Consider the following 23,706-nt stretch of genomic DNA (forward strand, 5'->3'; position numbering starts at 1 on the left):
TCGTCGGGAAACAGCGTCTCGCATGAGGAGACCCGGGTGGGTTTCGGTCGTGTTACCTCGCGGAGGAGGTGGTGGCCGGGCGGGCCCCGTTGGCGGCGGGCACGTGCTCGTCCCCGTCGTGCCCGCGGGCGGCGGCGAACGTGACCGTGTCGCCGTCCGCGTCGGCCTCGCTGCGCGGCGACGGGTGCTCGAGCTCGTGCTCCTCGGGGAAGGCGTCGAGGCTCGGCAGCTCGCCCAGCGCCTCGCGCAGGGTGGCGAGCTGGGTGGTCACCCGGGCGCGCAGCCGGCGGATGCTCGCCACCTCGGCGTCGGCCTCCCGCAGGCGGCGGCGGGCCTCGTCCCCGGCCTCGCGCACCTGGGCCTCGGCGCGCGAGCGCGCGTCGGCCTCGCTGCGGGCGAGCACGCGCATCGACTCGGTGCGCCGGGAGGCCATCGCGATCTCGAAGTCCTCCTCGACCTGCTCGCGGCGGGCCCGCGACTCCTCGTCGAGGCGGCGGCGCTCGTTCTCGGCCTCCGTGCGGACCCGGGCGGCGTCGGCGCGGGCGGAGTCCATGAGCGCGCGGTGCTCGGACTCCATCTCCTGGCGGCGACGGTCGTTGTCGGCGACCCCGGCGTCGTACCGCGTGCGGACCTCGGCGGCGGTCGCCTCGGCGGCCGCGTGCATCTCCTCGGCCTGCCGGCGGGCCTCGTCCTGGGTGCCGCGGGCGTACTCGTCGGCCTCGCCGACCACGCGCCGGGCGTGCTCGTCGGCCTCGGCGACGACGCGCCGGGCGTGCTCCTCGGCGTCCTCGGTGGTGCGCCGGGCGTACTCGGCGGCGTCCTCACGGGTGCGGCGCCCGGCCTGGTCGGCGCTGGAGCGCATCTCGCGGGCCTCGTCCTGCGCCAGGCGGAGCATCCGCTGCAGGCGCTCGGAGAGCCCCTCCATGGAGTCGGGCGGCGCGGCCAGCCGGTCGATCTGCGCGCGGAGCTCCTCGACGTGGGCCCGCGTGCGGTCGAGCGCCCGGGCCAGCTCGGAGGCCTGCGCGACGGCGGCGTCGCGATCGGCGGTGAGGATGCGCAGATCCGCCTCGACGCGGTCGAGATGCTCCTCGACCTGACCCCGGTCGTACCCCCGACGGACCACGTCGAAGCCGGTGCCCAGAGGCAGCAGATCACGCTCTCCTGACGGCATCCGCCCAGGTTACTAGGGCTGTGGGCGACACGGCCATGGCCGGAGGACGGACACGCCGCCCTCGGCCGTGTCCATCCCGGTCACGCGGGTGGGTGAGTCCGGTCACGAGGCCCCGGTACCGGTCCCGGAACGGACGAACGGCCCGTCCGTCACCTTCCTCTCCGGTGACGAACGGGCCGTTCGGGGGGATCGAGGCCCGGGCTACTCGCCGCGGAACCGGTTGATCTCCGTGAGGTGCTTCTCGCGGAGCTCGGGGTTCGTCACGCCGAGGCCCTCCTCGGGCGCGAGGCACAGGACGCCGACCTTGCCCTGGTGGCTGTTGTGGTGGACGTCGTTGGCCGCCTCGCCGGTCTCCTCCAGCGCGTAGGTCTTCGACACCGTGGGGTGGATCTTCCCCTGGGCCACCAGCCGGTTGGCGAGGTAGGCCTCCTTGTAGTTCGCGAAGTGCGACCCGATGATCCGCTTGAGGTTCATCCACAGGTACCGGTTGTCGTACTGGTGCATGAAGCCCGACGTGGAGGCGCAGGTGACGATCGTGCCGCCGCGCTTGGCGACGTAGACCGAGGCGCCGAAGGTCTCGCGGCCCGGGTGCTCGAAGACGATGTCCGGGTCGTCGCCGCCGGTCAGCTCGCGGATCTTCGAGCCGAACCGCTTCCACTCGCGCGGGTCCTGGGTCTCGGGGTCGGACCAGAACTTGTAGCCCTCGGCGGAGCGGTCGATGATCAGCTCGGCGCCCATCTTGCGGCAGAGCTCGGCCTTCGCGGGCGAGGAGACGACGCAGACCGGGGTCGCGCCGCCGTTGAGGGCGAACTGGGTGGCGTAGGAGCCGAGGCCGCCCGACGCGCCCCAGATCAGGACGACGTCGCCCTGGGTCATGTTCGCGCCGTGCGGGCTGACCAGCTGGCGGTAGGCGGTGGAGTTGACGAGGCCGGGGGAGGCGGCCTCCTCCCAGGTGAGGTGCTCCGGCTTCGGCATCAGCTGGTTGGTCTTCACCAGGGCCATGTCGGCGAGGCCGCCGAAGTTCGTCTCGAAGCCCCAGATGCGCTGCTCCGGGTCCATCATCGTGTCGTCGTGGCCCGCGGGGCTCTCGAGCTCCACCGAGAGGCAGTGCGCGACGACCTTGTCGCCCGGCTTCCACATCTGGACGCCCGCGCCGACCTTGAGCACGACGCCGGAGAGGTCAGAGCCGACGACGTGGTAGGGCAGGTCGTGGCGCTTGGCGAGCTCGGAGATGCGGCCGTAGCGCTTGAGGAAGCCGAAGGTGGACACCGGCTCGAAGATCGAGGTCCACACGGTGTTGTAGTTGATGGCGCTCGCCATGACGGCGACGATCGCCTCACCGGGCGCGACCTCGGGCGTCGGCACCTCGTCGAGGTGCAGCGACTTGCGCGGGTCCTTCTCCTGGGCGGGCATGCCGGCGAACATCTCGGCCTCGTCGGCGTGCACCGTGATGCCCCGGTAGGACTCGGGGACGGTGATGGAGCCGAGGCCGGCCATGTCGTCGGCGAGGATGGCGTCGCGGATGTCCTGCACGATCAAATGCCTCCGGGGTGTCGGTGTCCGGTGAGGCTACCGACGAGTAGGTGCTGCGAGAAGTGGGGTTGTCAGTGGCCCGCGGCGGGCTGCACGAGCTCGACGAGCACACCACCGGCGTCCTTGGGGTGGACGAAGTTGACCCGGGAGTCGGCCGTCCCGCGCCGCGCGGTCTCGTAGAGCAGCCGCACGCCCTTCTCGCGGAGCCTCGCGGCGGTGTCCTCGACGTCGGTGACCCGGTAGGCGACCTGCTGGAGGCCCGGCCCGTTGCGGTCGATGAACTTCGCGATGGTCGACGAGTCGTTCAGCGGGGCGAGCAGCTGCACCGCCGTGCCGGACGGGTCGCCCGGCGCGTGCAGCATCGCCTCGCGGACACCCTGCTCCTCGTTGGTCTCCGTGTGCGTGGCCTCGAGGCCGAGGGTCCGGGCGTACCAGTCGATGGCCTCGTCGAGGTCGGGGACCGCGATGCCGACGTGGTCCACGGCGACGATGCCCACGGCGCTGTCCACGAGTACGGCGTCATCAGGTCTTGGCATGCTCGGGACAGTAAGCGACTGAATCGAGACGCCAAGCAGGTGACGGCCGACACCCCGACCCCGGGCGGGTGATCCTCCCCGAACGTACCGGGGCTGCCAGGATCGCCGTCGTGTCCGACCGTGCCGCCCTCGACGACCTCGTCGCCCGTGCCCGCGAGGGCTCGCCCCGGGCCGTCGCGCAGCTCGTCTCGCTGGTGGAGGACGGGGGCCCGCGCACGCGCGACCTCGCGGCGGCGCTGGCGCCCCACACCGGCCACGCGGTGGTCGTCGGGCTGACCGGCTCGCCCGGGGTCGGCAAGTCGACCACCACCTCGGCCCTGGTCAGCGCCCTGCGCGCAGACGACCGGCGGGTGGGGGTGCTGGCGGTCGACCCCAGCTCCCCGTTCTCCGGCGGGGCGCTGCTGGGTGACCGGGTGCGGATGGGGGAGCACGCGACCGACCCGGGGGTGTTCATCCGCTCCATGGCCACGCGCGGCCACCTCGGTGGCCTCTCGGCCTCCGCGCCCCAGGCTCTGCGGGTGCTCGACGCGGCGGGCTGCGACGTGGTGCTCGTGGAGACCGTGGGGGTCGGGCAGTCCGAGGTCGAGGTGGTGGCCCTGGCCGACACGACCGTCGTGCTCCTCGCCCCCGGCATGGGCGACGGCGTGCAGGCGACGAAGGCCGGCATCCTCGAGGTCGCCGACGTCTTCTGCGTGAACAAGGCCGACCGCGAGGGCGCCGACGTCACGGTGCGGGAGATCGAGAACGCCATGGCGATGTCGCGCCGCGGCACCGGGCCCCGCTGGCGCGCCCCGGTGGTGCGGGCGTCCGCCGCGTCGAACCGGGGCATCGACGACCTGCTCGCCGCGATCGACGACCACCGCGCGTGGATGGTCGCCCAGGGTCGCGGTGACGAGGGCCGGCGGCGGCGGGCCCGCGCCGAGGTCGAGGCCATCGCGCTCGCCGACCTGCGCGCGCAGCTGCGGGCCGTGTCGGGCTCCGTGGCGCTCGACGCGCTGGCGGGGGAGGTGGCCTCGGGGGCGCTCGACCCCTTCTCCGCCGCCGACCGGCTGCGGGAGGCGGCCGGGAACCGGTCCTGAGTCGCTGTCGGTGGGTGGGTGTAGAGGTTCCCTCGTGAGGAGAGGGGACGATCATGCTCTGCTGGTGGGTGGTCGGGGTGATGGCCCTGCTGCAGGGGGCCGACTACACGGAGCGGTGGCGCCGCCGTCGCCGGGGCTCCCACCGCGGCCGGCGCCACGGCGCGATGCGGGAGTGGCCGGGCGAGCGGCCTAGCGGACCCCCACCGTCGGCAGGGCGTCCGTGAGCCAGGGGATGACGATCGTGATCGTGGGGACCACGACGAGCGCCACCGCGGCCAGGTAGGTCCCGGCGGCGAGGGCGCGCCCGCCGTGCACGTGGGCGCGGATGCGGTCGCGGCGCACGTGGGTCTCGTCGTCGGGGGCGGCGGCGCAGGCGAAGGCGTCGAGGGCACCCGCCATCGCGTCGTCGCCGTGGCGGCGCCGGCCCGCGTCGTCGGCGAGCATCTCGAGCAGCAGGGCCACCGCCTCGAGGGCCTCGCGGCTGCGCACCACCACGGGGAACGCCTGGTGCAGGGCGGTGAACCCCTCCCGGACGAGGTCGTGTCGGGCGTCGAGGTGGGCCTGCTCGTGGGCGATGACCGCCCGCAGCTCGGCGGGACAGAGGCGGTCGAGGGTGGCGCCGGTGACCACCACGCGGCCCTCGCGGCCCACCCGGCCCGGCACGCAGTAGGCGAACGGCACGGCCCCGTCGAGGACGCGTAGCACGGTGCCCGAGCGCAGCGTGCCCACCGAGTCGCCCTGCTCGGCGCGGGCGAGCAGGTCGACCATGTCGCGGTGGCGCGAGCGCCGCACGCGGGTGCGCACCGCGAGCAGGACGAGCACGCCGACCAGGCGCACGACGATCAGCCCGGCGAGGACCGCCGCGGCCCCCACGGCGATCGCCAGCGGCACGCCGGTGCGCTCCTCGGGGTGGGTGAACACCCGCAGCAGGGCCTCCGGCGCGGCGAGGGCGCTGCCGACGGCGGCCAGCACGGCGGCCGAGGCCACCGCCTGCCAGAGGACGATCGCGGCGCGCGGGACGGACCGGGTCCAGCGGGCACGTGCCAGCAGGGCGGGCACGGGCCCGGCCAGCAGCAGGGCGAGCCCTGCCAGCCACACGGACGCCATGACCGGTCAGTGTGGGGCCACGGTGGTGGTTCTCACGACTCGGGTGATCGTCCGTCGCTCGCGGGCGAGCCGTGCGGCGGCGTGTCGAGGGCGCGGCGCAGTGCCTCGGCCTCCTGGGGACCCACCTGGTCGACGAACGCGACGAGGGCCGCGGTGCGGTCCTCCCCGACGTCGCCGAGCGCGTCGAGCATCAGCGACGCGGCCATCTGGTCGCGGCTCGAGGCGGCGGCGTACCGGTAGGCCTTGCCGTCGCGCTCCTGCCTGACCAGGCCTTTCTTGGCCAGCCGGCCCAGCACGGTCATCACCGTGGTGTAGGCGAGCTCGCGCTCCAGGTGATCGTGGACGTCCCGGACGGTGAGCGGCTCGTCGGCCGACCACAGCTGTGCCATGACCGCGCGTTCGAGCTCTCCCAGGGCCACGCGGACGAGTGTACCCAGGGACACGGTGTGCCAACGAACTGCGTCGTACTACCATCGGTCGTAGGTACTACGAAGCGTCGTAGGAGGGGTCAGCGATGACCGCACTCGAGCTCTCCCGGCTGCAGTTCGCGGTCGTCACCGTCTACCACTACCTGTTCGTCCCGCTGTCGATCTCGCTCGCCGCCCTGACGGCCGGACTGCAGACGGCCTGGTTCCGCCGGGCCCGCCGGGGACAGGAGGACGAGCGCCTCGGCCGGGCCACGATGCTCGTCGGGAAGCTGCTCATGGCGACCTTCGCCGTCGGGGTGGTGACGGGCCTGGTCCAGGAGTTCCAGTTCGGTCTCTCCTGGTCGGCGTTCGCCCGCTTCTACGGGGACGTCTTCGGCCCGACCCTGGCGCTCGAGGGGATGCTCGCGTTCTTCCTCGAGGCGACGTTCCTCGGGCTCTGGTGGTTCGGGCGCGACCGGCTGGGGCGGGGCCTGCACCTCGCGACGATCTGGGTGGTCGCCATCGGCACGTTCATCTCGGCCTACGTCATCCTCGCGGCCAACGCCTTCATGCAGCACCCGGTCGGCGTCGCGATCGACCCGGTGACCGGCCGGGCGGTGCTCGGCAGCTTCTCCGCGCTGCTCACCAACCCCGTGGTCGTCGCGGCGTTCCCGCACACCATCGCCGGGGCCTTCATGGCCGGCGGTGCGCTGCTGCTGGCGATCGGGATGTGGCGACGCTGGGCCGGGGGAGCGCTCCCGACCGACGACGCCCCCACCTGGCGGGTCCTCGCCCGCGTCGGCGCCTGGACCACCCTGGTCGGCGGCGCCCTCGTCAGCCTCACCGGCGACGTGCTCGGCAAGGTGATGACCGAGGTCCAGCCGATGAAGATGGCGGCCGCCGAGGCGCTCTACGAGACGACGAGCGCCGCGCCGTTCAGCCTGTTCGCGGTGCAGCTGCCCGGCCAGGAGCAGCCCTGGTCGATCGACGTCCCCTACCTGCTCTCGGTCCTTGCCGCCGGGAGCCCGACGGCCACCGTGCAGGGCATCGACGACCTGCAGGCCCAGTACTCCGCGCAGTTCGGCCCCGGGAACTACACCCCCTGGGTCCCGGTCGCCTACTGGACCTTCCGCCTCATGATCGGCCTCGGCGTCGTCGCCATGGGGATCGCCGCCTACGTGCTCTGGCGCACGCGCGGCGACCGCGACTTCGTCCCCACCTGGATCGCCGACCGCTGGCTCCTGCGCCTGCTGTGGGTGGTGCCGGTGCTGCCGGCCGCCGCCGCGACCTTCGGGTGGCTCTTCACCGAGACCGCCCGCCAGCCGTGGCTCGTCTTCGGCCTCTTCCAGACCCGCGACGGCGTCTCGCCCACCCTCACCACCACCGAGCTCACCGCCTCGCTCGCCGGGTTCGCGCTCGTCTACGGCGTGCTCGCGGTGGTCTGGGTGCGGCTGGTCCTGCACGTCTCGCGCGGGACGCCGGCGCCGCTGCACGCGGAGCCGGCGGCCGACGAGCCCGAGCGCGTCCTCGAGCCGAGCTACTAGGAGTCGTCGTGGAGATCGCCTGGTTCGCCCTCGCCGTCACCTGCTGGGTCCTGTTCGTCGCCCTCGAGGGCTTCGACTTCGGGGTCGGCATGCTCGCGCCGGTGCTCGGTCGCGACGAGCACGAGCGCGGGGCCGCCGTCCGCACGGTCGGGCCGGTGTGGGACGGCAACGAGGTGTGGCTCGTCGCCGCGATCGGCGTGACGTTCGCGGCCTTCCCCGACTGGTACGCCGCCCTGCTCTCGGGGCTCTACCTGCCGATGGTGCTGGTGCTGCTCGCGCTGGCGGCCCGCGGCGTCGCGATCGAGTTCCGGGGCAAGGTCGACACCGTGGCCTGGCGCCGGCGCTGCGACCGGGTCCTCGCGGTCTCGTCACTGCTCAGCGCCGCCCTGTTCGGCGCCGTCATCGCCGTCGCGACCACCGGGCTCGCGCTCGACCCGGCCGGCGACGTCGTCGGCAGCGGGCTCGCCCGGACCCTCGGCCCGCTCGTCTCCGCCCCGGCGCTGGCCGGGGCCGTCCTGGGGGTGCTCGCGGCCCTGCTGCAGGGCGCCACGTTCCTGGGCCTGCGCACCACGGGCCCGGTGCGCGAGCGGGCCCGCCGGGTGGCCGTCGGGGCGGCGGGGGCCGCCGCGGTCGTCGTCGGGACCCTGGCCCTGGCGACGGGCAGCCTGCCCGCCGGTCTCGTCGCGCTCCTCGCGGTCGGCACCGCGGTCGCGGCCGGGACCGGGCGCGAGGCGGTCGCGTTCAGCGCCGCGAGCATCGCGGCGGCGGGCGCCGTGGTCGCCGCGTTCACCGCCCACGTGCCGGTGGTGCTGCCCTCGACCCTCGCCGCGGGGAACGGCCTGACGATCGCCGGCGCGGCCGCCTCGCCGTACGCGCTCACGGTGATCACCGTCGGTGCCGTGCTGATCCTGCCCGGGGTGATCGCCTACCAGGCCTTCTCGTACTGGGTGTTCCGGCGGCGGGTGGCCAGTGAGCGGGTGGCGGTATGAGCAGGGGCCCGGTCGATCCGCGGCTGCTGCGCCTGGCCCGTCCGGCCCTGCCGGGGGTCGCGGCGCAGGTCGCCCTCGGGGTGCTCGGCGCGATCGCCGACGCCGGGGCACTGGTGGCCGCGGGGCTCCTGGTGGCCGCGCTCGTCACCGGGGTGCCCGGCGCGGAGATCGCCTGGCTCATCGGCGCGGTGCTCGTGCGGGCGGTCGTCGCCGCCCTCGCCCCGCGGGTGGCGGCGGGGACCGCGTCGCGGGTGGTGGAGCCGCTGCGCGAGCAGCTGCTCGACGCCCGCGACCCCGAGGCCGAGCGCCGCGACCCCGGCGGGCGGGTGCGCCGGGAGCTCGCCGCGGGCGGGATCGACGACCTGCGGGCCTGGTTCACCTCCTACCTGCCGGCCCTCGTGCTCGCCGCGGTGCTCCCGCCGCTGGTGCTCGTGGGCCTGTTCGTCGCCGACCGCACCTCGGCCCTCGTCGTGCTGGCCACGCTCCCGCTGCTGCCGGTGTTCGCGGCGCTGGTGGGGTGGGCCACCGAGAAGCGCGCGGCCGCGCAGTGGGCGGCCGGGGAGCGCCTCGCGGGCCACGTGCTCGACGCCGTCTCCGGGCTCGCGACGCTGCGGCTGTTCGGCCGGGCGCGCCGCCAGGTCGACGAGGTCGCGCGCACCGGGGAGGCCCACCGCCGCGCGAGCACCTCGGTGCTGCGGGTGGCGTTCCTGTCGACCACCGCGCTCGACCTCGTGGCCACCGTGTCGGTCGGCCTCGTGGCGGTCACGGCCGGCCTGAGGGTGGTGGACGGGTCGCTCGGGCTCGCCCCGGCGCTCGTCGCGATCCTGCTGGCGCCCGAGGCCTACCGCCCGATCCGCGAGGTCGGGGCCCGGTTCCACGACGTGGCGCGGGCGTCAGGTGTGGCCGACGGCCTCGTGAGCACTTCGGGGGGTTATAACGCCCCGAAGTGCTCACGAGGCGTCCGCGCCACAGACCTGCGCGTCCGCTACCCGCACCGCCGCGGTGACGCGCTGGTGCTCGACGCGCTGACCGTGGCGCCGGGGGAGGTCGTCGCGCTGGCGGGGGAGTCGGGCGCCGGGAAGACGACCCTGCTGCGCGTGCTCGCCGGGGCGATCGCGCCCGACGCCGGCACCACCGCGGTCGGCGGCCCCGTGCAGTACCTGCCCCAGCGCCCCACCCTCCCGCACGCGCGCACCGTCGCCGAGGCCGTCGGCGCCGCCGACCCGCGGCCCGTGCTCGCGGCGCTCGACCTCCCGCTGCACCCCGACGCCCCCCTCGCCGAGGAGGGCGGGTCGGTGTCGGCCGGGCAGCGCGAGCGGCTCGCCCTCGCCCGGGTGCTGGCGGCCCTGGAGGCCGACCCGCACCAGACCGTGCTGCTCGACGAGCCCACCGCCCACCTCGACCCCGCCACCGAGGCCCGCGTGCTCGGCTTGCTGCGGCGCGCCGCCGGCCGGGGGGCCGCCGTGCTGGTGGTGGCCCACCGCCCGGCCGCGCTCGCCGCCGCCGACCGCGTGGTCACCCTGGCCCGCCCGGCGGGCTCCGGGCCCTCGACCGCCGTCCCGCCGGCGCCGGCCGCGGAGACGGTGCCGACCGCCCGTCGGAGGGCCCTCCCGACGACGACTGCGGTCGCCCTCGGCGCGGGGTCGGTGCTCGCGGGCCTCGTGCTCACCGCGGCGTCGACCTGGCTCATCGTCCGCGCCGACGCCCGGCCCCCGGTCCTCACGCTCTCGATCGCGGTGGTCATCGTCCGGGCCACCGCGATCCTGCGCCCGCTGCTGCGCTACCTCGAGCGGCTCGTGGTGCACGACGACGCCCTGGCCCGGGTCGCCGGGTGGCGCCGCCGGCTGGTGGCGACCCTGGTCGACCGGGTCCCCGGCGCCGTCGCCGGCCGGCGTGGCGACCTGCTCGCGCGGGCCGTCGACGACGTCGAGGTCCGCCTCGACGGGCTCGTCCGCGGCCGCCAGCCGGTGCTCGTCGCCCTCGTCGTGGTGCCGCTCGTGCTCCTGGTGGCGTGGGCCGCGGTGCCGGCGACGGTCCCCGCGCTGCTCGTCGGGCTGGGGATCGCGGCCGTCGCGGTCCCGGCCCTCGCGGCGGCCGCCGCCCGCCGGGACGGCCCGGCGCTCGACCAGGCGGGCGACCGGCTGCGCTCGGCCGTCGTCGAGACCGTGGCCGCGCAGGAGGAGCTCGCCGTCCGCGACCGCGACGAGGTCCTCGCCGTCCCCCGGGCCCGCGTCGCCGAGCTCGACGCCGCCCGCCGGCGCGCCGCGGTGACCGAGGGGCTGCTCGACGGCGCCGCGCACCTCGGCCTCGGGGTCGCGACCGTCGGGGCCGCCCTGGCCGCGCTGACCCTGGCGTCCGGCCCTCTGGCGGCGTCGCCGGAGCTCGTCGGGATCGTCGTCCTGCTCCCGACCGCGCTGGCCGGCACCGTCCTCGCGCTGCCGGGTGCGGCCCGCGCCCTCGTGCGCGGCGCCCAGGCGCGGGCGCGGACCGACGCGCTGGCTCTCGTTCCCCCGCCCGCCACCGAGCCCCCGGCCCCGCGCGCCCTTCCCGACGACCACTCAGTGCGGGTGCGGGGGCTCGTCGCGGGGTGGGGCGGCGCGGCCGCCCTGCACGGGGTCGACCTCGACCTGCCGGCCGGCGCGCGGGTGGCGGTGACGGGGGCGTCGGGCTCGGGGAAGTCGACGCTCGCGGCCGTCCTGCTGCGCCTGCTCGATCCCTCGTCGGGCATGGTGGAGCTCGGCGGGGTGCCGCTGATCGAGCTCCCCGGCGACGAGGTCCGCCGCCGGGTCGGGCTGCTCGGCGACCACGACCACGTCTTCGCCACCACCCTGCGCGCGAACCTGCTGATGGCCGCGCCCGACGCCGACGACGAGCGCCTGCTCGCGGCGCTGGGACGGGTGCGGCTCGGCGGCTGGGTGGAGGGGCTCGCCGAGGGGCTCGACACCGTGATCGGCCCGGGGAGCGTCTCGGGCGGGGAGAGGCGCCGGATCGCGGCCGCGCGGCTGGTGCTCGCCGACCCGGCGGTGTGGATCCTCGACGAGCCCACCGAGGGGCTGGACGTGGACACGGCCGAGGCGCTGATGGCCGACCTGCTCGACACCCCCGCGAGCGTCCTGCTCCTCACCCACCGGACGGAGGGGCTCGACCGGATGGACACGGTCGTCGAGCTGGTGGACGGGCGGGTGCGCGAGGGCGGTGGGGCGTCAGCGATGGCACTTCGCTGACATCCGACGTCAGCGAGGTGCCATCGCTGGCACGCGGCGAGCCGTCAGGCGAAGTCGCCCGCGGCGTGCCGGACGCGGGCGAGCAGGGAGGTGAGCGTGCGGACCTCGTCGTCGGACAGGCCCACGAGCCCGAAGTCGACCTCGGTGACCGACGCGGTCGCCTCCTCGCCGCGGGTGCGGCCCGCGTCGGTGATCTCGACGAGGGTGGTGCGCTTGTCGCTGGGGTGCGGCACCCGGCGGACCAGGCCCGCGCCCTCGAGCCGGTCGACGATGTTGGTGATCGACGTGGGGTGCAGCTGCAGCCGCTGGCCCATGAGGCTCATCGGCAGAGACCCCGAGCGGGAGAACCGCAGCAGCACCAGCGCCTCGTAGCGGGCGAAGGTCAGCTCGTGCGGGCGCAGCGCGGCGTCGACGGCCTGCTGGAGGATCTGCTGCACCCGGAAGACGCTGGTGGTGGCGGCCATCGTGTCGGACTCGCCGATCTTCTCCGCCCAGATCCGCGCGGCCCGGTCGATGGGATCGAACGGCAGTGGGGCGGGCGCGGGCATCGGGCGGAATCTAGCAGGATGATGGGCGAATGATCGTTGCGTTCAGTGTCGCGCCCAGTGGCGGGGAGTCCGACTCGGTGAGCGAGGCGGTCGCCGAGGCCGTCAAGGTGGTGCGGGAGTCCGGGCTGCCCCACGAGACCTCGTCGATGTTCACGTCGATCGAGGGGGAGTGGGACGAGGTGATGGACGTCGTCAAGCGCGCGACCGAGGCGGCCGGCCGGTTCGGCTCCCGCGTCTCGCTGGTGCTCAAGGCCGACATCCGCCCGGGCTGGACGGACCAGATGACCGCGAAGGTGGCGCGGGTCGAGGAGCGTCTCGCGAGCTGGCAGGATTGACCCCGTGGCACGCCCCGATCCCCGCCAGGCCGCGCAGGCGGCAGCTATGTCCTCGGCGATGGCCGGGGCGGTCGACCTCTCCGGGCTGAAGGCCCGGGCGGAGCAGCGCAGTGCGCCCCCCACCCGCCCGGCCGCCGGGAACGGCGCCGCGCCCCCACCGCCGGCGGGCGGCGCGCCCACCGGGGGCGTCGTCGTCGACGTCACCGAGGACACGTTCCAGGCCGAGGTCATCGAGCGGTCGATGACCGTGCCGGTGGTCGTCGACCTGTGGGCCGAGTGGTGCCAGCCCTGCAAGCAGCTCTCCCCGACGCTGGAGAAGCTCGCGAAGGAGGGCAACGGCTCCTGGATCCTCGCCAAGGTCGACGTCGACGCGAACCCGCGCATCGCGCAGATGTTCCAGGTGCAGTCGATCCCGACGGTGCACGTGGTGGTCGCCCAGCAGCCCGTCACCTCGTTCTCCGGCGTGCAGCCGGAGGCCGAGCTGCGCACGTGGATCGCCCAAATCCTCGACGCGCTCCGCGACCGGATGCCCGGTATCGCGGAGGCCGAGGCCCGGGGGCCGGCCGACCCGGACGGCGCCGCGGAGCCCGAGCCCGAGCCGGAGGACCCGCGCTTCACCGCCGCCGAGGACGCCCTCGACCGCGGCGACTACGACGCGGCGGTCGCGGCCTACGAGCAGATCCTGGCGGTCGAGCCCGCGAACGCCGAGGCCCAGGCCGCGCTGGCCCAGGTCCGGTTCATGGCGCGCGCGGAGGCGGCCGACCCGTCGGCGGTCACGGCCGCCGACGCCGCCCCTGACGACGTCGCCGCGCAGAAGGCGGCGGCCGACGCCGAGCTGGCGGGCGGCCAGGTCGAGGCGGCGTTCGACCGGCTCGTGACGACCGTGCAGCGCACCTTCGGCGAGGACCGGGATGCCGCCCGCGAGCACCTCGTGGGGCTCTTCGAGCTCTTCGCCCCCGACGACCCCCGGGTCACCACCGCCCGCCGGGCGCTGGCACGCGCGCTCTACTGAGTGGCCCGCTCACGGCGGACGGTCTCGACGACGATCGCCGTGAGCGCCACCAGCACCGCTCCGGCGGCCACGAACCCGGCGGAGCGCCCGGTCGCGAGGGTGAGGGCCGCGCCGAGCGCGGCGCCCGCGGCGAAGCTCAGGACGATCGCGCCGAGCACCGCGGTGCGCCGCCCGGCGTCCTCGGCGCGCTCGCCCCACCACCGCGCGAACTCCGCCACGAGGCTGCGGAGGTTGCCGGTGGTCACGGTCGCGTTGTAGGGCACGTCGCCGACCTTCTTGAAGGTCGAGACCTGCAGGGCGGCCACGAACGCGACCGCGACGGTGACCGCCTCGTCGGGAAGGGCGATCGCGGCGCACAGCGCGAGGACGACCGCCTCGACGGCGAGGATCACGCGGGTGGGACGGCGCAGCGCGCGCCGGGCCCACGGGCGGGCGAGCGACTCCGCGACCCCGAGCCCGACCAGGAACGACAGCAGCGGCGGCAGGTGGCGCAGCGCCACGGCGACGTCGCCCCGGATCAGCCCGACCGCCAGCAGGACGACGTTGCCGGTCTGCGCGTTGGCGAACACCCCACCGAACCCGACGTAGGTGTAGGCGTCGAGGAACCCGCCGATCGCGCTGAGGAGCAGACCGATCGGCAGGGCCTCGGGATGGTTGCGGACCGACACCGCCACGGCGGGTCAGCGTAGGGCGAGGCAGCGGTCGGCGCCGCCGTCGACCCCCTGGCGGAAGTCGGCGATGCGGGCGTAGGCCGTGGTGTCGGCGACCGCGCCGTCGGTGCCGCGGGCGGCGTCGTCCCCGCGGCGCAGCAGGTTGACGGCCTCGTCGAGGTCGCCGGGGGAGAGGCTGAAGTCGGTGCCCGACCCGACGTCGGACGTGTAGGCCCCCGCGAGGCAGAGTGCGGTGCGCCCGGCGCCGCGTCCGGTGGTGGGCCGGTCGAGCGCGGCCAGCGCGGCGAGGGCGTAGCGGGACGCGAGCAGGGTGCCGCTCGCGTAGTCGCCGACCGTGTCGTGGATGCGGCCGAGGACGCGGTCGTCGGCCCGGATGCCGTCGGCCCCGCAGAACCCGACCGGCCCCTGCTCGCAGCCGTCGCCGTCGCCGACGGTGGGCGTGGTCCAGGTGCCGCCCTGCGCGCGGACGACGCCGCCGAAGTAGCGGTCGAGGTCGGTGCCCATGGCCCGCAGCAGGTCGGGGAGCGGGAGGTTCCCGCCGTTCTGCGCGTCGGAGAGCGTGGCGAAGGCCTGCTGGGTGAACGAGCGGTTCTGCAGGGTCATCCCCGCGCAGGTGCCCACGCCGGAGTCGTAGCCGGCCTGGAAGCTCGACACGCGGTCGAACGCGTTGCCGTGCGCCCGGTCGTCCGTCGCGTCGGTGCCCACCGGGTCGCGGAAGGTGATCAGGGCGCTCATGGCGGCGTCGAGGCCGGTGTCGCCGGTGCGCAGGTCGGCCAGGTCCCCGTCGTGCACCGCGCGCAGGAACCCGCCCGCGTAGCAGTCGGCCTGGCCCTCGGAGAGGATCGTCGGCGCCCCCGAGCCGAGGCTCGCCGACGTCGTCGAGGTGTCCTGCAGGCGCTGCTGGATGGCGTGCCCGAACTCGTGGGCCAGCACGACGACCACCGCCGAGTCGCCGAACTCCTCGCGCAGCACCGGGATGAGCGCCGCCCGGTCGTAGGCGATCACGTCGGCGCGCGGGCAGTAGAACGCGTTGCCCTCGACCTCGTCGGTGCTCTGCGTGCAGGGCGGCGCCGCGCCGGGGCGCGACGAGTCGACCGAGAAGTAGCCGCGGGGCGGGACGAACCGCTGCCCGCCGGCGAGCGGCGGGTACTGCGTGGCCCACCAGCCCTCGAGGTCGCGCAGCACCGCGGCGGCCAGCCGGTCGTCCTCGGAGCCGTCGGTGTCGCGGACGAACACCGGGTCGACGCCCGCGGAGACCTGCGGCCCGGCGAAGGCCCGGCCCTCGACGGTGGCGGCGCACCCCGACAGCGCCAGCACGCCGAGCACCACCACGACGACCGCCGCCACCCGGATCCGCACGGCCCCAGTGTGGGGCAGTGCGGTCGGGCGCGGGTGTGGTTCCGGACGATCCGTACCTCGTCCGGTTGTGACGTCCGGTGTCAGCATGGCCGCAGTGCTGACACCGGAGCCCGGGTCAGCGGGAGTCGTCGTGGACCAGCCACAGCACCCCGGACGCGGGGAGGGTGACCTCCGCGGTGGCGGGGCGGCCGTGGGTGGGCAGGGACGCCGCGACGACGGAGCCGTAGTTGCCCGCGCCGTCGCCGCCGTAGACCTCGGCGTCGGTGTTGAGGACCTCGAGCCAGCGGCCCGCGGTCGGCAGCCCGACCCGGTAGCGGTCGTGCACCGTGCCGGAGAAGTTCGCGACGCAGACCACGTCGGGCCCGCCGGTGGCGTCGTGGCGGACGAACGAGAACACGTTGCCGGTGGAGTCGTTGGCGTCGATCCACGAGAAGCCGGCCGGGTCGACGTCCTGCGTCCACAGCGCGGGGTGGGCCCGGTAGACCGCGTTGAGGTCGCGGACCAGGCGGGCGACGCCGGCGTGGCGGGGGTCGTCGAGCAGCTCCCAGTCGAGCGAGCGCTCCTCGGACCACTCGCGGACCTGCCCGAACTCCTGGCCCATGAACAGCAGCTGCTTGCCCGGGTGCGCCCACATGTAGGCCAGCAGGGCACGTAGCCCGGCGGCCTTGCCGTGGTCGCCGCGGCCCCCGTCGGGCATGCGGGTCCACAGCGAGCCCTTGCCGTGCACGACCTCGTCGTGGCTGAAGGGCAGCACGAAGTTCTCCGACCAGGCGTAGGTCAGCGAGAACGTCATCTGGTTGTGGTGGTACCCCCGGTACACCGGGTCGCGCATGACGTAGTCGAGGGTGTCGTGCATCCACCCCATGTTCCACTTCATGCCGAAGCCGAGGCCGCCGAGGTGCGTGGGCCGGGTGACCCCGGGCCACGAGGTGGACTCCTCGGCGATCGTCAGGACGCCGGGGTGGTGCTTGTAGACGGTGGCGTTGACCTCCTGGAGGAACGACACCGCCTCGAGGTTCTCGCGGCCGCCGAACTTGTTCGGCACCCACTCGCTGCGCGAGTAGTCGAGGTAGAGCATCGAGGCGACCGCGTCGACCCGCAGGCCGTCGACGTGGAACTCCTCGAGCCAGTACAGGGCGTTCGCGACGAGGAAGTTGCGGACCTGGGAGCGCCCGAAGTCGAAGACGAGCGTGCCCCAGTCGAGCTGCTCGCCGCGGCGGGGGTCGCCGTGCTCGTAGCAGGGGGTGCCGTCGAAGTGGGCCAGGGCCCACTCGTCGCGGGGGAAGTGCGCGGGCACCCAGTCGACGATCACGCCGATGCCGGCGCGGTGCAGGATGTCGACGAAGGCGCGGAAGTCGTCGGGCGTGCCGAAGCGGCTCGAGGGCGCGTAGTACGACGAGACCTGGTAGCCCCACGAGCCCCCGAAGGGGTGCTCGGCCACGGGCAGCAGCTCGACGTGGGTGAAGCCCTGCTCGGTCAGGTACCCGACGAGCTCCTCGGCCAGCTCGGCGTAGGTCAGGCCCTGCTTCCACGACCCGACGTGCATCTCGTAGACGCTCATCGGCTCGGCGTGCGGCCGCGCGTCCCGGCGGCGGGTCATCCACTCGTCGTCGTCCCACGTGTGCGTGGAGGCGGTGACCACCGAGGCCGGGGTGGGCGGCAGGTCGGACGCGAAGGCCATCGGGTCGGCCTTGTCGAGCCAGGTGTTCTGCGGCGTGAGGATGCGGAACCCGTAGCGGGTGCCGAGCCCGACCCCGGGCAGGAAGATCTCCCAGACGCCCGAGCCGAGCGCGCGCATCGGGGTGGACACGCCGTCCCAGCTGCCGTGCGCGGGGTCCCAGTCGCCGACCACGCGCACGCCGCGGGCGTTGGGCGCCCAGACGGTGAACGACGTGCCCTCGACCGGCCCGGACGGCGTCGGCCAGCGCCGGAAGTGGGCGCCGAGCGCCTCCCACAGCCGCTCGTGGCGCCCCTCGCCGATCAGGTGCAGGTCGACCGGGCCGAGGACGGGGGAGAAGCGGTAGGGGTCGTCGACGACGACCTCGTCGACGTCGCCGTGGGTCTCGCCGCCCGACTCGTCGGTGCGGCGCACCGCGAGCCGGTAGTGCGGCAGCGGACCGGGCACGGCCCCGGCGAACACGCCCGAGTCGGCGACGGCCGCGAGCGGGTAGCGCCCGGCGGTCGGGCCGTCCTGCACCACCACGTCGACCTCGTCGGCGCCGGGCTGCAGGGTCCGGACGACGACCGTCCCCGGGTTCTGCGGGCGCCGGTGCGGCCCGAGCACGCTGTGCGGGTCGCGGTGGGCGCCCTCGAGCAGCAGGTGCAGGTCGAGCTCGCCGGGGGTGACCGGGAGCTGGCCGGGGGAGGAGTTCGAGTGGGACGTGGAGCGGGTCATCGGTGCTTCGACTCCGGGAGTGACGACGGGGTCCGGGTGTCCTACCCCGTCGGACGGGGTGGGCAACCCGGGGTCCCGCGGGAGGGGGCGGGCGTCGGTCAGGCGCCGGGGGCGTCGCCGACCAGTCGGGCCAGGGACCGCAGCGGGATCGGGAGCCAGTTCGGCCGGTTGCGGGTCTCGTAGAGGACCTCGTAGACGGCCTTGTCGAGCTCGTAGGCGCGCAGCACGTCGAGCTGCTCGCGCGGGTCGGAGCCGGCGATCTCGGCGTACCCGTCGCAGAAGGCGGACCGGTTGCGGTCGGCCCACTCCTGCGCCCGCCGCTGCAGGTAGGCGGGGGCGTCGTGGCCGGTCTCCCACTCCGCGAGCTGGTGGAAGGCGGCGTAGTCGAACGACCGCAGCATCGCGGCGACGTCCCGCAGCGGGGAGTCGGGCCGGACGCGGTCGGGCAGCGGGCGCGACGGCTCGCCCTCGAAGTCGATGACCAGCCAGCCGCGCGGGGTGCGCAGCTCCTGGCCGAGGTGCAGGTCGCCGTGGATGCGCTGGACGTGCAGCCCGTGCGAGTCCGCCGTGCGCACCTTCTCGATCACCGCGGCGATGGCCGTGCGCTGCTCGGCGATGGCGGGCGCGGAGGCGGCCGCCAGGTCGAGCCGGTCGAGCATCCAGTCGGCCACCGCGGCGACGCCGTCGGCGTCGAGCGGCTCGGTCCCCAGCGCACGGGCCAGCTCGATGTGGACGCTCGCGACCGTCTTCCCGAGGCGGTGGGCCTCGCCCGCGAAGTCGCCGCCGACCTCGTCGGGACGCAGGTCGCCCTCGGCGAGCAGGTCGCGCACGCTGGCCAGCGCCATCGACCAGCCGTCGGCCGAGTTCGAGGCGTAGTCCTGCAGCATCGCGACCGTCATGGGCACGGCCCCGCCCTGCCCGTCGGAGATCTCGCCCTCGATCGCCCCCAGCAGGTGGGCGACCTCCTGCGAGTGCTCGCGGCGCAGCGCCCGGTGCAGCTCGAGGTCGGGGTTGAGCCCCGGGGTGGCGCGGCGGAAGAGCTTCATGATCGCGCGCTCGCCGTAGATCACCGAGGAGTTCGACTGCTCGCCGAGCAGCGGCCGCCCGGGCCCGACGATGGGCGCCTCGGTCTCGGGCTCGGGGACGAAGCGCAGGCTGCCGACGGTGGTGTCGGAGACGATCAGCGAGAGCAGCAGGCGGCTGATCTCGCCGTCGGCGAGGCCGTCGTAGACCGTCCGGCCGCCCGTGGTGCCGATGACGGCGTGCTCGAGGTCGCCGGGCGCGTACGGCCGCGAGCCGAGCAGGAGCTGGAACTGCTCCTCGGGCCCGTCGTCGGTGAAGGACACGGCGATCACCGCGTGCTCCACGGCGGGGACGGCGTCGGCCGGGGTGATCTCCTGGTGGCCCAGGAGGCGGACGCCCGCGACCGTGCGGTCCTTCGCGGCGAACCAGCGCTGGCTCGGGAGCCAGCGGGTGAGGGCGGGCAGCAGGGCGTCGGCGACCGAGGGGGTCCCGAGGCCGGCGTCGCCGGATCCGGTGGCCATCAGCGGTCCTGCGCCGAGGACTGGTGGATGGAGAACCAGTAGAAGCCGTGCCCGGGCAGCGTCAGCAGGTACGGCAGCTCCCCGATCGGGGGGAAGGGGACGCCTCCGGTCAGCTCGGTCGGCGTCCAGCCCTTCCAGGCGATCAAGTCGAGCTCCACGGGTTGGGGGAATCGGGACATGTTGTTCACGCAGACCACGACGTCGGGGTTGCCCTCCGAGTCCACCGCCCGACGCACGTAACTGAGCACCGAGGGGTTCGACCCGCCGAGCTCGTGGAAGTCGCCCAGCCCGAAGGCGGGGTGCTGCGAGCGGATCTCGATCATCCGCCGGTTCCAGTGGAGCAGGCTCGCGCTGGAGTTGGACTGGGCCTCGACGTTGACGGCCTGGTAGCCGTACACGGGGTCCATGACGATCGGGAGGTTGAGCCGCCCGGGGTCGCAGGTGGAGAAGCCGGCATTGCGGTCGGGCGTCCACTGCATCGGGCTGCGGACGCCGTCGCGGTCGCCCAGCCAGATGTTGTCGCCCATCCCGATCTCGTCGCCGTAGTACAGGACGGGGCTGCCGGGCAGGCTCAGGAGCAGGGCCGTGAAGAGCTCGAGCTGGTTGCGGTCGTTGTCGAGCAGCGGGGCCAGCCGGCGGCGGATGCCGATGTTGGCCTTCATGCGCGGGTCCTTGGCGTACTCCGCGTACATGTAGTCGCGCTCGTCGTCGGTGACCATCTCGAGGGTCAGCTCGTCGTGGTTACGCAGGAAGATGCCCCACTGCGCGTTCTCCGGGATCTCCGGGGTCTGCGCGAGGATCTCCGAGATCGGGAACCGGGACTCGCGCCGGACCGCCATGAAGATGCGCGGCATCAACGGGAAGTGGAACGCCATGTGGCACTCGTCGCCGCCCACCTCGGGGTCGCCGTAGTACTCCACGACGTCGGCCGGCCACTGGTTGGCCTCGGCCAGCAGGATCCGCCCCGGGTACTCGTCGTCGACGACCTTGCGGCAGCGCTTGAGGAAGGCGTGGGTCTCGGGGAGGTTCTCGCCGTTGGTGCCGTCGCGCTCGAAGAGGTAGGGCACCGCGTCGAGCCGGAAGCCGTCGATCCCGAGGTCGAGCCAGAACCGCAGCGCGTCGATCATCGCCTCGCACACGGCCGGGTTGTCGAAGTTCAGGTCGGGCTGGTGGGAGAAGAAGCGGTGCCAGTAGAACTGCCCGCGCACCTGGTCGTAGGTCCAGTTCGACGACTCGGTGTCGACGAAGATGATCCGCGCGTCGGGGTAGCGGGTGTTGTCGTCGGACCACACGTAGAAGTCGCCGTACGGGCCCTCCGGGTCGCGGCGCGACTCCTGGAACCACTGGTGCTGGTCCGAGGTGTGGTTCATGACGAGGTCGGTGATCACGCGGATCCCGCGGGCGTGGGCCTGGTCGAGGAACTCGACGAAGTCCTCGACGGTGCCGAAGTCCTCCAGCACCTTGCGGTAGTCGCGGATGTCGTACCCGCCGTCGCGCAGCGGGGAGTCGTAGAACGGCGGCAGCCAGAGGCAGTCGACCCCCAGCCAGGCCAGGTAGTCGAGCTTGTCGGTGAGCCCGCGCAGGTCGCCGAAGCCGTCACGGTTCGAGTCGGAGAACGCCCGGACGAGCACCTCGTAGAAGACGGCGCGCTTGTACCAGCCCTCCTCGACGGGCAGCTGGCGCGCACTCCTGAAGTCGTCGGAGCTGGGCTCGACGACGTGGTCGTGCTCGTGGTCGGGTCCGGTGGTCGTGGCCGGCGCGCTCGCGTGTCCCTGGCCGATCGCCTCGTTCATCCAGGCTCACGGTAGTGGTCACGGGGTGGGTCGCGCGCCCCCGGCCCCGGTCTCGTCCGGGTCGGCCACGTGACCCTCGATCACCCGACCGGCCCAGGGGTCGGCCGCCGGGCGCTGCGGTGCGCCACCGGGGCCGCCGACGCCCACGACCGTCACGAACGGACCCCGCCGCGCGCTCCCGGCGCGCACCGCCCGGGCGGCGGCCCGGCGGGCGAGGGCCCGCCGCACCGGCGGCACCAGCAGGACGAGCGCCGCGAGGGTGGCGAGCATGCCGGGCACCACGAGCAGCACCCCGGCGAGGGCGACGTACATGCCGTCGGCCATCTCGGCCTCGGCCGCGCGCCCGGAGCGCACGGCCCGGCCGAGCTCGGTGATCGAGCGCCGGCCCTCGCGGCGCAGCGCCCAGGTCCCGACGACCGCGGAGAGGATCAGCAGCCCCAGCAGCCCGAGGAACCCGATCGCCTGGCCGACGAGGACCAGGACCCAGATCTCGAGGGCCACGTAGGCCAGCAGGGCGAACAGGACGAACACGGCGACCTCCAGGGAGCGAACTCATCTGCTCCAACGCCCGGCCCGTCCGGAAAGTGCCCGAGATCAGGCGGCGACGGCCCGGGGCGCCGGGGGCAGGGCGAGGTCGGTCGCGGCGCCGGCGATGTCCCCGCCCCCGCCCTTGACCCCGAACCGCGTGAGCAGGGGGGCGAGCCGGAACAGGGCGTTGCGGGTGTGGAGCTGCAGCGGGGTCGCGGGGGAGACGACGCGGGCGCCGGAGGTCGCGAGCTCCTGGTTGCGGGTGACGAAGTCCCGCATCCGCGCCTCGTACGCCGGCAGGGCGGCCGCGGCATCGTCGGGACGGGCGGCGATCTCCGCGGCGAGGACGTAGGCGCCGACGGTCGCGATGCTCGTGCCCTGCCCGGAGCGGAACGACGGCGCGTACGCGGCGTCGCCGACCAGCCCGACCCGGCCCCGCGTCCACGACGGCATCCGGATCTGGCTCACGGTGTCGAAGTAGAAGTCCTCGGCCGTGCGCATCCGGACGAGGAGTTCGGGGACCCGCCAGCCGATCCCGCCGAACACGTGTTCCACGAGCCGCCGCTGGCCCTCGGTGTCGCGGTGGTCGACCGTGGGGGTGGGGCCGGAGAACGAGAGGATCGCGGTGGGCGCCTGGTCGCGGACGGCGTAGAGCGTGGCGCTGCGGCCGGGGACGTTCATCATGACCGCCTCGCGCTCGAGCCCGAAGGTCTCGGGCACCGTGAACGCGGCGTAGCAGGCGTCGAGGTCGCGACGGAACGGCGCCTCCGGCCCGAAGGTCAGTGCCCGCACCCCGGAGTGCAGCCCGTCCGCGCCGATCACCAGGTCGAACACCCGCGGCGCGCCGTCGCGGAAGGCGACGTGCACGCCGTCGGGGCGGTCGTCGAGCCCGACGACGCAGTCGTCGAAGACGTACTCGACGTCGTCGCGGGTGGCCTCCCACAGCACGGCCGTGAGGTCGCCGCGCGGCAGTTCGACCGCCCGGATCGTCTGCTCGCCGAGGAGCGTGGCCGGGTCGAACGCGGCGATCGTGCGGCCCCGCTCGCTGACGAAGGTGAGGTGCCGGGTGCCGGTGCGCGCCGCCTCGACCCGCTCCAGCAGGCCCATCCGCTCGACGACGTCGACCGCCACGCCCCGCAGGTCGATGGGGTAGCCGCCGCCGCGGACGGCGGGGGCCCGCTCGACGACGGTGACCTCCACCCCCGCCCGCCGCAGCCAGAACGCGAGGACGGGGCCGGCGACGCTCGCGCCGGAGATGAGAACGCTGGTCATCGGAGGACCTCTCGCTCGAGAACTACCTGCCGCACGGTAAGTTACTGACCGTGCGGCAGGTTGGCAAGCGACCGGTAGGGTCCTGCCGTGCCCCGAGCGACCGTCGACACCCGGGCGGAGATCCGCGCCGCCGCCCTCGAGCTGTTCGCGGAGCGCGGCGTCGAGGCGACGAGCCTGCGCGAGATCGCCGAGCGGATCGGCATCACGAAGGCGGCGCTCTACTACCACTACGCGTCGAAGGACGCCCTGGTCGGCGAGCTGGTCGACCCGATGTTCGCCGAGCTCCGCGAGCTGGGCGACGAGCTCGAGGGCCGGCCGGTCGACGCGGGCGACGAGGCCGCCGTCCGCGCGGTCGTCGAACGGTTCTGGGAGCTCTGCCTGCGCAACCGCGAGGTGGTGCGCGTGCTCATCCACAACCCGGCCCTCATCGCCCGCGCGGAGATCGCGCCGCGGATGCTGCACTGGCGGGAGCGGGTCGACGCGGTGCTGGTCGGCAGCGACGACCCGGCCGACCGGGTGCGGGCCGTGGTCGCGCTCGGCGGCGTGCAGGACACCGTGATCGTGTTCGAGGGGGACGACCTGGCCGCGGTGCGCGGTCCGGCGATCGACGCGGCGGTGCGGGCGCTGCAGCCGGGCCGACCCTGACGCAGCGAACGGCA

General features: G+C 74.6%; 20 protein-coding genes. 7 read left to right on the plus strand and 13 right to left on the minus strand.

Annotated elements, in window-relative coordinates:
* Positions 1 to 52: 52 nt before the first annotated feature.
* The 3 genes from ACFPBZ_RS03965 to mce all read right to left on the minus strand — a co-directional run bounded on the left by ACFPBZ_RS03965 (position 53) and on the right by mce (position 3,240).
* Positions 53 to 1,171: a DivIVA domain-containing protein gene (locus ACFPBZ_RS03965; protein WP_378034699.1), complete on the minus strand. Its 1,119-nt coding sequence runs from the start codon at positions 1,169 to 1,171 to the stop codon at positions 53 to 55.
* A gap of 201 nt (positions 1,172 to 1,372) precedes the next feature.
* Positions 1,373 to 2,668: a crotonyl-CoA carboxylase/reductase gene (gene ccrA, locus ACFPBZ_RS03970; protein WP_378034837.1), complete on the minus strand. Its 1,296-nt coding sequence runs from the start codon at positions 2,666 to 2,668 to the stop codon at positions 1,373 to 1,375.
* Between the two features lie 107 nt (positions 2,669 to 2,775).
* On the minus strand, positions 2,776 to 3,240 hold the full coding sequence (mce, locus tag ACFPBZ_RS03975; protein WP_378034700.1) for a methylmalonyl-CoA epimerase: 465 nt from the start codon (positions 3,238 to 3,240) through the stop codon (positions 2,776 to 2,778).
* 110 nt (positions 3,241 to 3,350) lie between these two features.
* Here mce and meaB point away from each other — a divergent pair, with 110 nt between their 5' ends.
* Positions 3,351 to 4,319 (plus strand): methylmalonyl Co-A mutase-associated GTPase MeaB, encoded by a 969-nt coding sequence (gene meaB, locus ACFPBZ_RS03980; protein ID WP_378034701.1) that lies wholly within the window; start codon positions 3,351 to 3,353, stop codon positions 4,317 to 4,319.
* Between the two features lie 189 nt (positions 4,320 to 4,508).
* Here the strand turns inward: meaB and ACFPBZ_RS03985 are convergent, their stop codons facing one another.
* Entirely contained in the window at positions 4,509 to 5,426 is a 918-nt protein-coding gene (locus tag ACFPBZ_RS03985; RefSeq protein ID WP_378034702.1) for a M56 family metallopeptidase, read from the minus strand.
* A 32-nt stretch (positions 5,427 to 5,458) separates the two neighbouring features.
* The gene (locus ACFPBZ_RS03990) at positions 5,459 to 5,845 is read right to left on the minus strand and encodes a BlaI/MecI/CopY family transcriptional regulator (RefSeq protein WP_378034703.1); all 387 of its coding nucleotides are present in this window, start codon (positions 5,843 to 5,845) and stop codon (positions 5,459 to 5,461) included.
* 95 nt (positions 5,846 to 5,940) lie between these two features.
* Between ACFPBZ_RS03990 and ACFPBZ_RS03995 the strand changes: the two genes are divergently transcribed.
* Genes ACFPBZ_RS03995 through cydC form a run of 3 tightly spaced genes read left to right on the plus strand, consistent with a single transcriptional unit; the run spans position 5,941 to position 11,590 of the window.
* Positions 5,941 to 7,377, plus strand: a complete 1,437-nt coding sequence (locus tag ACFPBZ_RS03995) for a cytochrome ubiquinol oxidase subunit I (protein WP_378034704.1) — start codon at positions 5,941 to 5,943, stop codon at positions 7,375 to 7,377.
* A gap of 8 nt (positions 7,378 to 7,385) precedes the next feature.
* Positions 7,386 to 8,366: a cytochrome d ubiquinol oxidase subunit II gene (cydB, locus tag ACFPBZ_RS04000; protein WP_378034705.1), complete on the plus strand. Its 981-nt coding sequence runs from the start codon at positions 7,386 to 7,388 to the stop codon at positions 8,364 to 8,366.
* Positions 8,363 to 11,590, plus strand: coding sequence for a thiol reductant ABC exporter subunit CydC (gene cydC, locus ACFPBZ_RS04005; protein ID WP_378034706.1), 3,228 nt, complete (start codon positions 8,363 to 8,365; stop codon positions 11,588 to 11,590). Before cydB ends, cydC begins: the two co-directional genes overlap by 4 nt.
* Positions 11,591 to 11,634: 44 nt before the next feature.
* On the opposite strand, the gene ACFPBZ_RS04010 is transcribed toward cydC, so the two are convergent.
* The gene (locus ACFPBZ_RS04010; protein ID WP_378034707.1) at positions 11,635 to 12,138 is read right to left on the minus strand and encodes a MarR family winged helix-turn-helix transcriptional regulator; all 504 of its coding nucleotides are present in this window, start codon (positions 12,136 to 12,138) and stop codon (positions 11,635 to 11,637) included.
* Positions 12,139 to 12,167: 29 nt separating this feature from the next.
* Between ACFPBZ_RS04010 and ACFPBZ_RS04015 the strand changes: the two genes are divergently transcribed.
* Both ACFPBZ_RS04015 and ACFPBZ_RS04020 read left to right on the plus strand, forming a co-directional pair.
* Positions 12,168 to 12,473 (plus strand): MTH1187 family thiamine-binding protein, encoded by a 306-nt coding sequence (locus ACFPBZ_RS04015; RefSeq protein WP_378034708.1) that lies wholly within the window; start codon positions 12,168 to 12,170, stop codon positions 12,471 to 12,473.
* 58 nt (positions 12,474 to 12,531) lie between these two features.
* Positions 12,532 to 13,485, plus strand: a complete 954-nt coding sequence (locus tag ACFPBZ_RS04020; protein ID WP_378034838.1) for a tetratricopeptide repeat protein — start codon at positions 12,532 to 12,534, stop codon at positions 13,483 to 13,485.
* On the opposite strand, the gene ACFPBZ_RS04025 is transcribed toward ACFPBZ_RS04020, so the two are convergent.
* The 7 genes from ACFPBZ_RS04025 to ACFPBZ_RS04055 all read right to left on the minus strand — a co-directional run bounded on the left by ACFPBZ_RS04025 (position 13,479) and on the right by ACFPBZ_RS04055 (position 23,047).
* On the minus strand, positions 13,479 to 14,159 hold the full coding sequence (locus ACFPBZ_RS04025) for a YoaK family protein (protein ID WP_378034709.1): 681 nt from the start codon (positions 14,157 to 14,159) through the stop codon (positions 13,479 to 13,481). The two genes, ACFPBZ_RS04020 and ACFPBZ_RS04025, sit on opposite strands and share 7 nt — an antisense overlap.
* 6 nt (positions 14,160 to 14,165) lie before the next feature.
* Positions 14,166 to 15,515 carry a neutral zinc metallopeptidase gene (locus ACFPBZ_RS04030; protein ID WP_378034710.1) on the minus strand — a complete coding sequence of 450 codons (1,350 nt, stop codon included), beginning with the start codon at positions 15,513 to 15,515 and terminating at the stop codon, positions 14,166 to 14,168.
* 115 nt (positions 15,516 to 15,630) lie between these two features.
* Complete coding sequence (gene glgB, locus ACFPBZ_RS04035) at positions 15,631 to 17,910, minus strand: 1,4-alpha-glucan branching protein GlgB (protein WP_378034711.1); 2,280 nt, start codon at positions 17,908 to 17,910, stop codon at positions 15,631 to 15,633.
* 98 nt (positions 17,911 to 18,008) lie between these two features.
* Positions 18,009 to 19,454, minus strand: a complete 1,446-nt coding sequence (locus tag ACFPBZ_RS04040) for a maltokinase N-terminal cap-like domain-containing protein (protein ID WP_378034712.1) — start codon at positions 19,452 to 19,454, stop codon at positions 18,009 to 18,011.
* A complete protein-coding gene (gene treS / locus ACFPBZ_RS04045) occupies positions 19,454 to 21,247 on the minus strand; it encodes a maltose alpha-D-glucosyltransferase (protein WP_378034713.1) in 1,794 nt (597 codons plus the stop codon). Before treS ends, ACFPBZ_RS04040 begins: the two co-directional genes overlap by 1 nt.
* Before the next feature lie 18 nt (positions 21,248 to 21,265).
* Entirely contained in the window at positions 21,266 to 21,778 is a 513-nt protein-coding gene (locus tag ACFPBZ_RS04050) for an FxsA family protein (protein WP_378034714.1), read from the minus strand.
* A 63-nt stretch (positions 21,779 to 21,841) separates the two neighbouring features.
* Positions 21,842 to 23,047 (minus strand): FAD-dependent monooxygenase, encoded by a 1,206-nt coding sequence (locus tag ACFPBZ_RS04055; protein WP_378034715.1) that lies wholly within the window; start codon positions 23,045 to 23,047, stop codon positions 21,842 to 21,844.
* An 87-nt stretch (positions 23,048 to 23,134) separates the two neighbouring features.
* Here ACFPBZ_RS04055 and ACFPBZ_RS04060 point away from each other — a divergent pair, with 87 nt between their 5' ends.
* A complete protein-coding gene (locus ACFPBZ_RS04060) occupies positions 23,135 to 23,692 on the plus strand; it encodes a TetR/AcrR family transcriptional regulator (protein ID WP_378034716.1) in 558 nt (185 codons plus the stop codon).
* The last annotated feature ends 14 nt before the right edge of the window (positions 23,693 to 23,706 follow it).

Source organism: Actinomycetospora atypica (genome assembly GCF_042653685.1).
Taxonomy (GTDB): Bacteria; Actinomycetota; Actinomycetes; order Mycobacteriales; family Pseudonocardiaceae; genus Actinomycetospora; species Actinomycetospora atypica.

Coding starts and splice junctions, on each gene's coding strand:
- ACFPBZ_RS03965 (WP_378034699.1), bottom strand. CDS start 1,171: ATGCCGTCAGGAGAGCGTGATCTGCTGCCTCTGGGCACCGGCTTCGAC.
- ccrA (WP_378034837.1), bottom strand. CDS start 2,668: ATGGCCGGCCTCGGCTCCATCACCGTCCCCGAGTCCTACCGGGGCATC.
- mce (WP_378034700.1), bottom strand. CDS start 3,240: ATGCCAAGACCTGATGACGCCGTACTCGTGGACAGCGCCGTGGGCATC.
- ACFPBZ_RS03985 (WP_378034702.1), bottom strand. CDS start 5,426: ATGGCGTCCGTGTGGCTGGCAGGGCTCGCCCTGCTGCTGGCCGGGCCC.
- ACFPBZ_RS03995 (WP_378034704.1), top strand. CDS start 5,941: ATGACCGCACTCGAGCTCTCCCGGCTGCAGTTCGCGGTCGTCACCGTC.
- cydC (WP_378034706.1), top strand. CDS start 8,363: ATGAGCAGGGGCCCGGTCGATCCGCGGCTGCTGCGCCTGGCCCGTCCG.
- ACFPBZ_RS04010 (WP_378034707.1), bottom strand. CDS start 12,138: ATGCCCGCGCCCGCCCCACTGCCGTTCGATCCCATCGACCGGGCCGCG.
- ACFPBZ_RS04015 (WP_378034708.1), top strand. CDS start 12,168: ATGATCGTTGCGTTCAGTGTCGCGCCCAGTGGCGGGGAGTCCGACTCG.
- ACFPBZ_RS04020 (WP_378034838.1), top strand. CDS start 12,532: ATGGCCGGGGCGGTCGACCTCTCCGGGCTGAAGGCCCGGGCGGAGCAG.
- glgB (WP_378034711.1), bottom strand. CDS start 17,910: ATGACCCGCTCCACGTCCCACTCGAACTCCTCCCCCGGCCAGCTCCCG.
- ACFPBZ_RS04040 (WP_378034712.1), bottom strand. CDS start 19,454: ATGGCCACCGGATCCGGCGACGCCGGCCTCGGGACCCCCTCGGTCGCC.
- treS (WP_378034713.1), bottom strand. CDS start 21,247: ATGAACGAGGCGATCGGCCAGGGACACGCGAGCGCGCCGGCCACGACC.
- ACFPBZ_RS04055 (WP_378034715.1), bottom strand. CDS start 23,047: ATGACCAGCGTTCTCATCTCCGGCGCGAGCGTCGCCGGCCCCGTCCTC.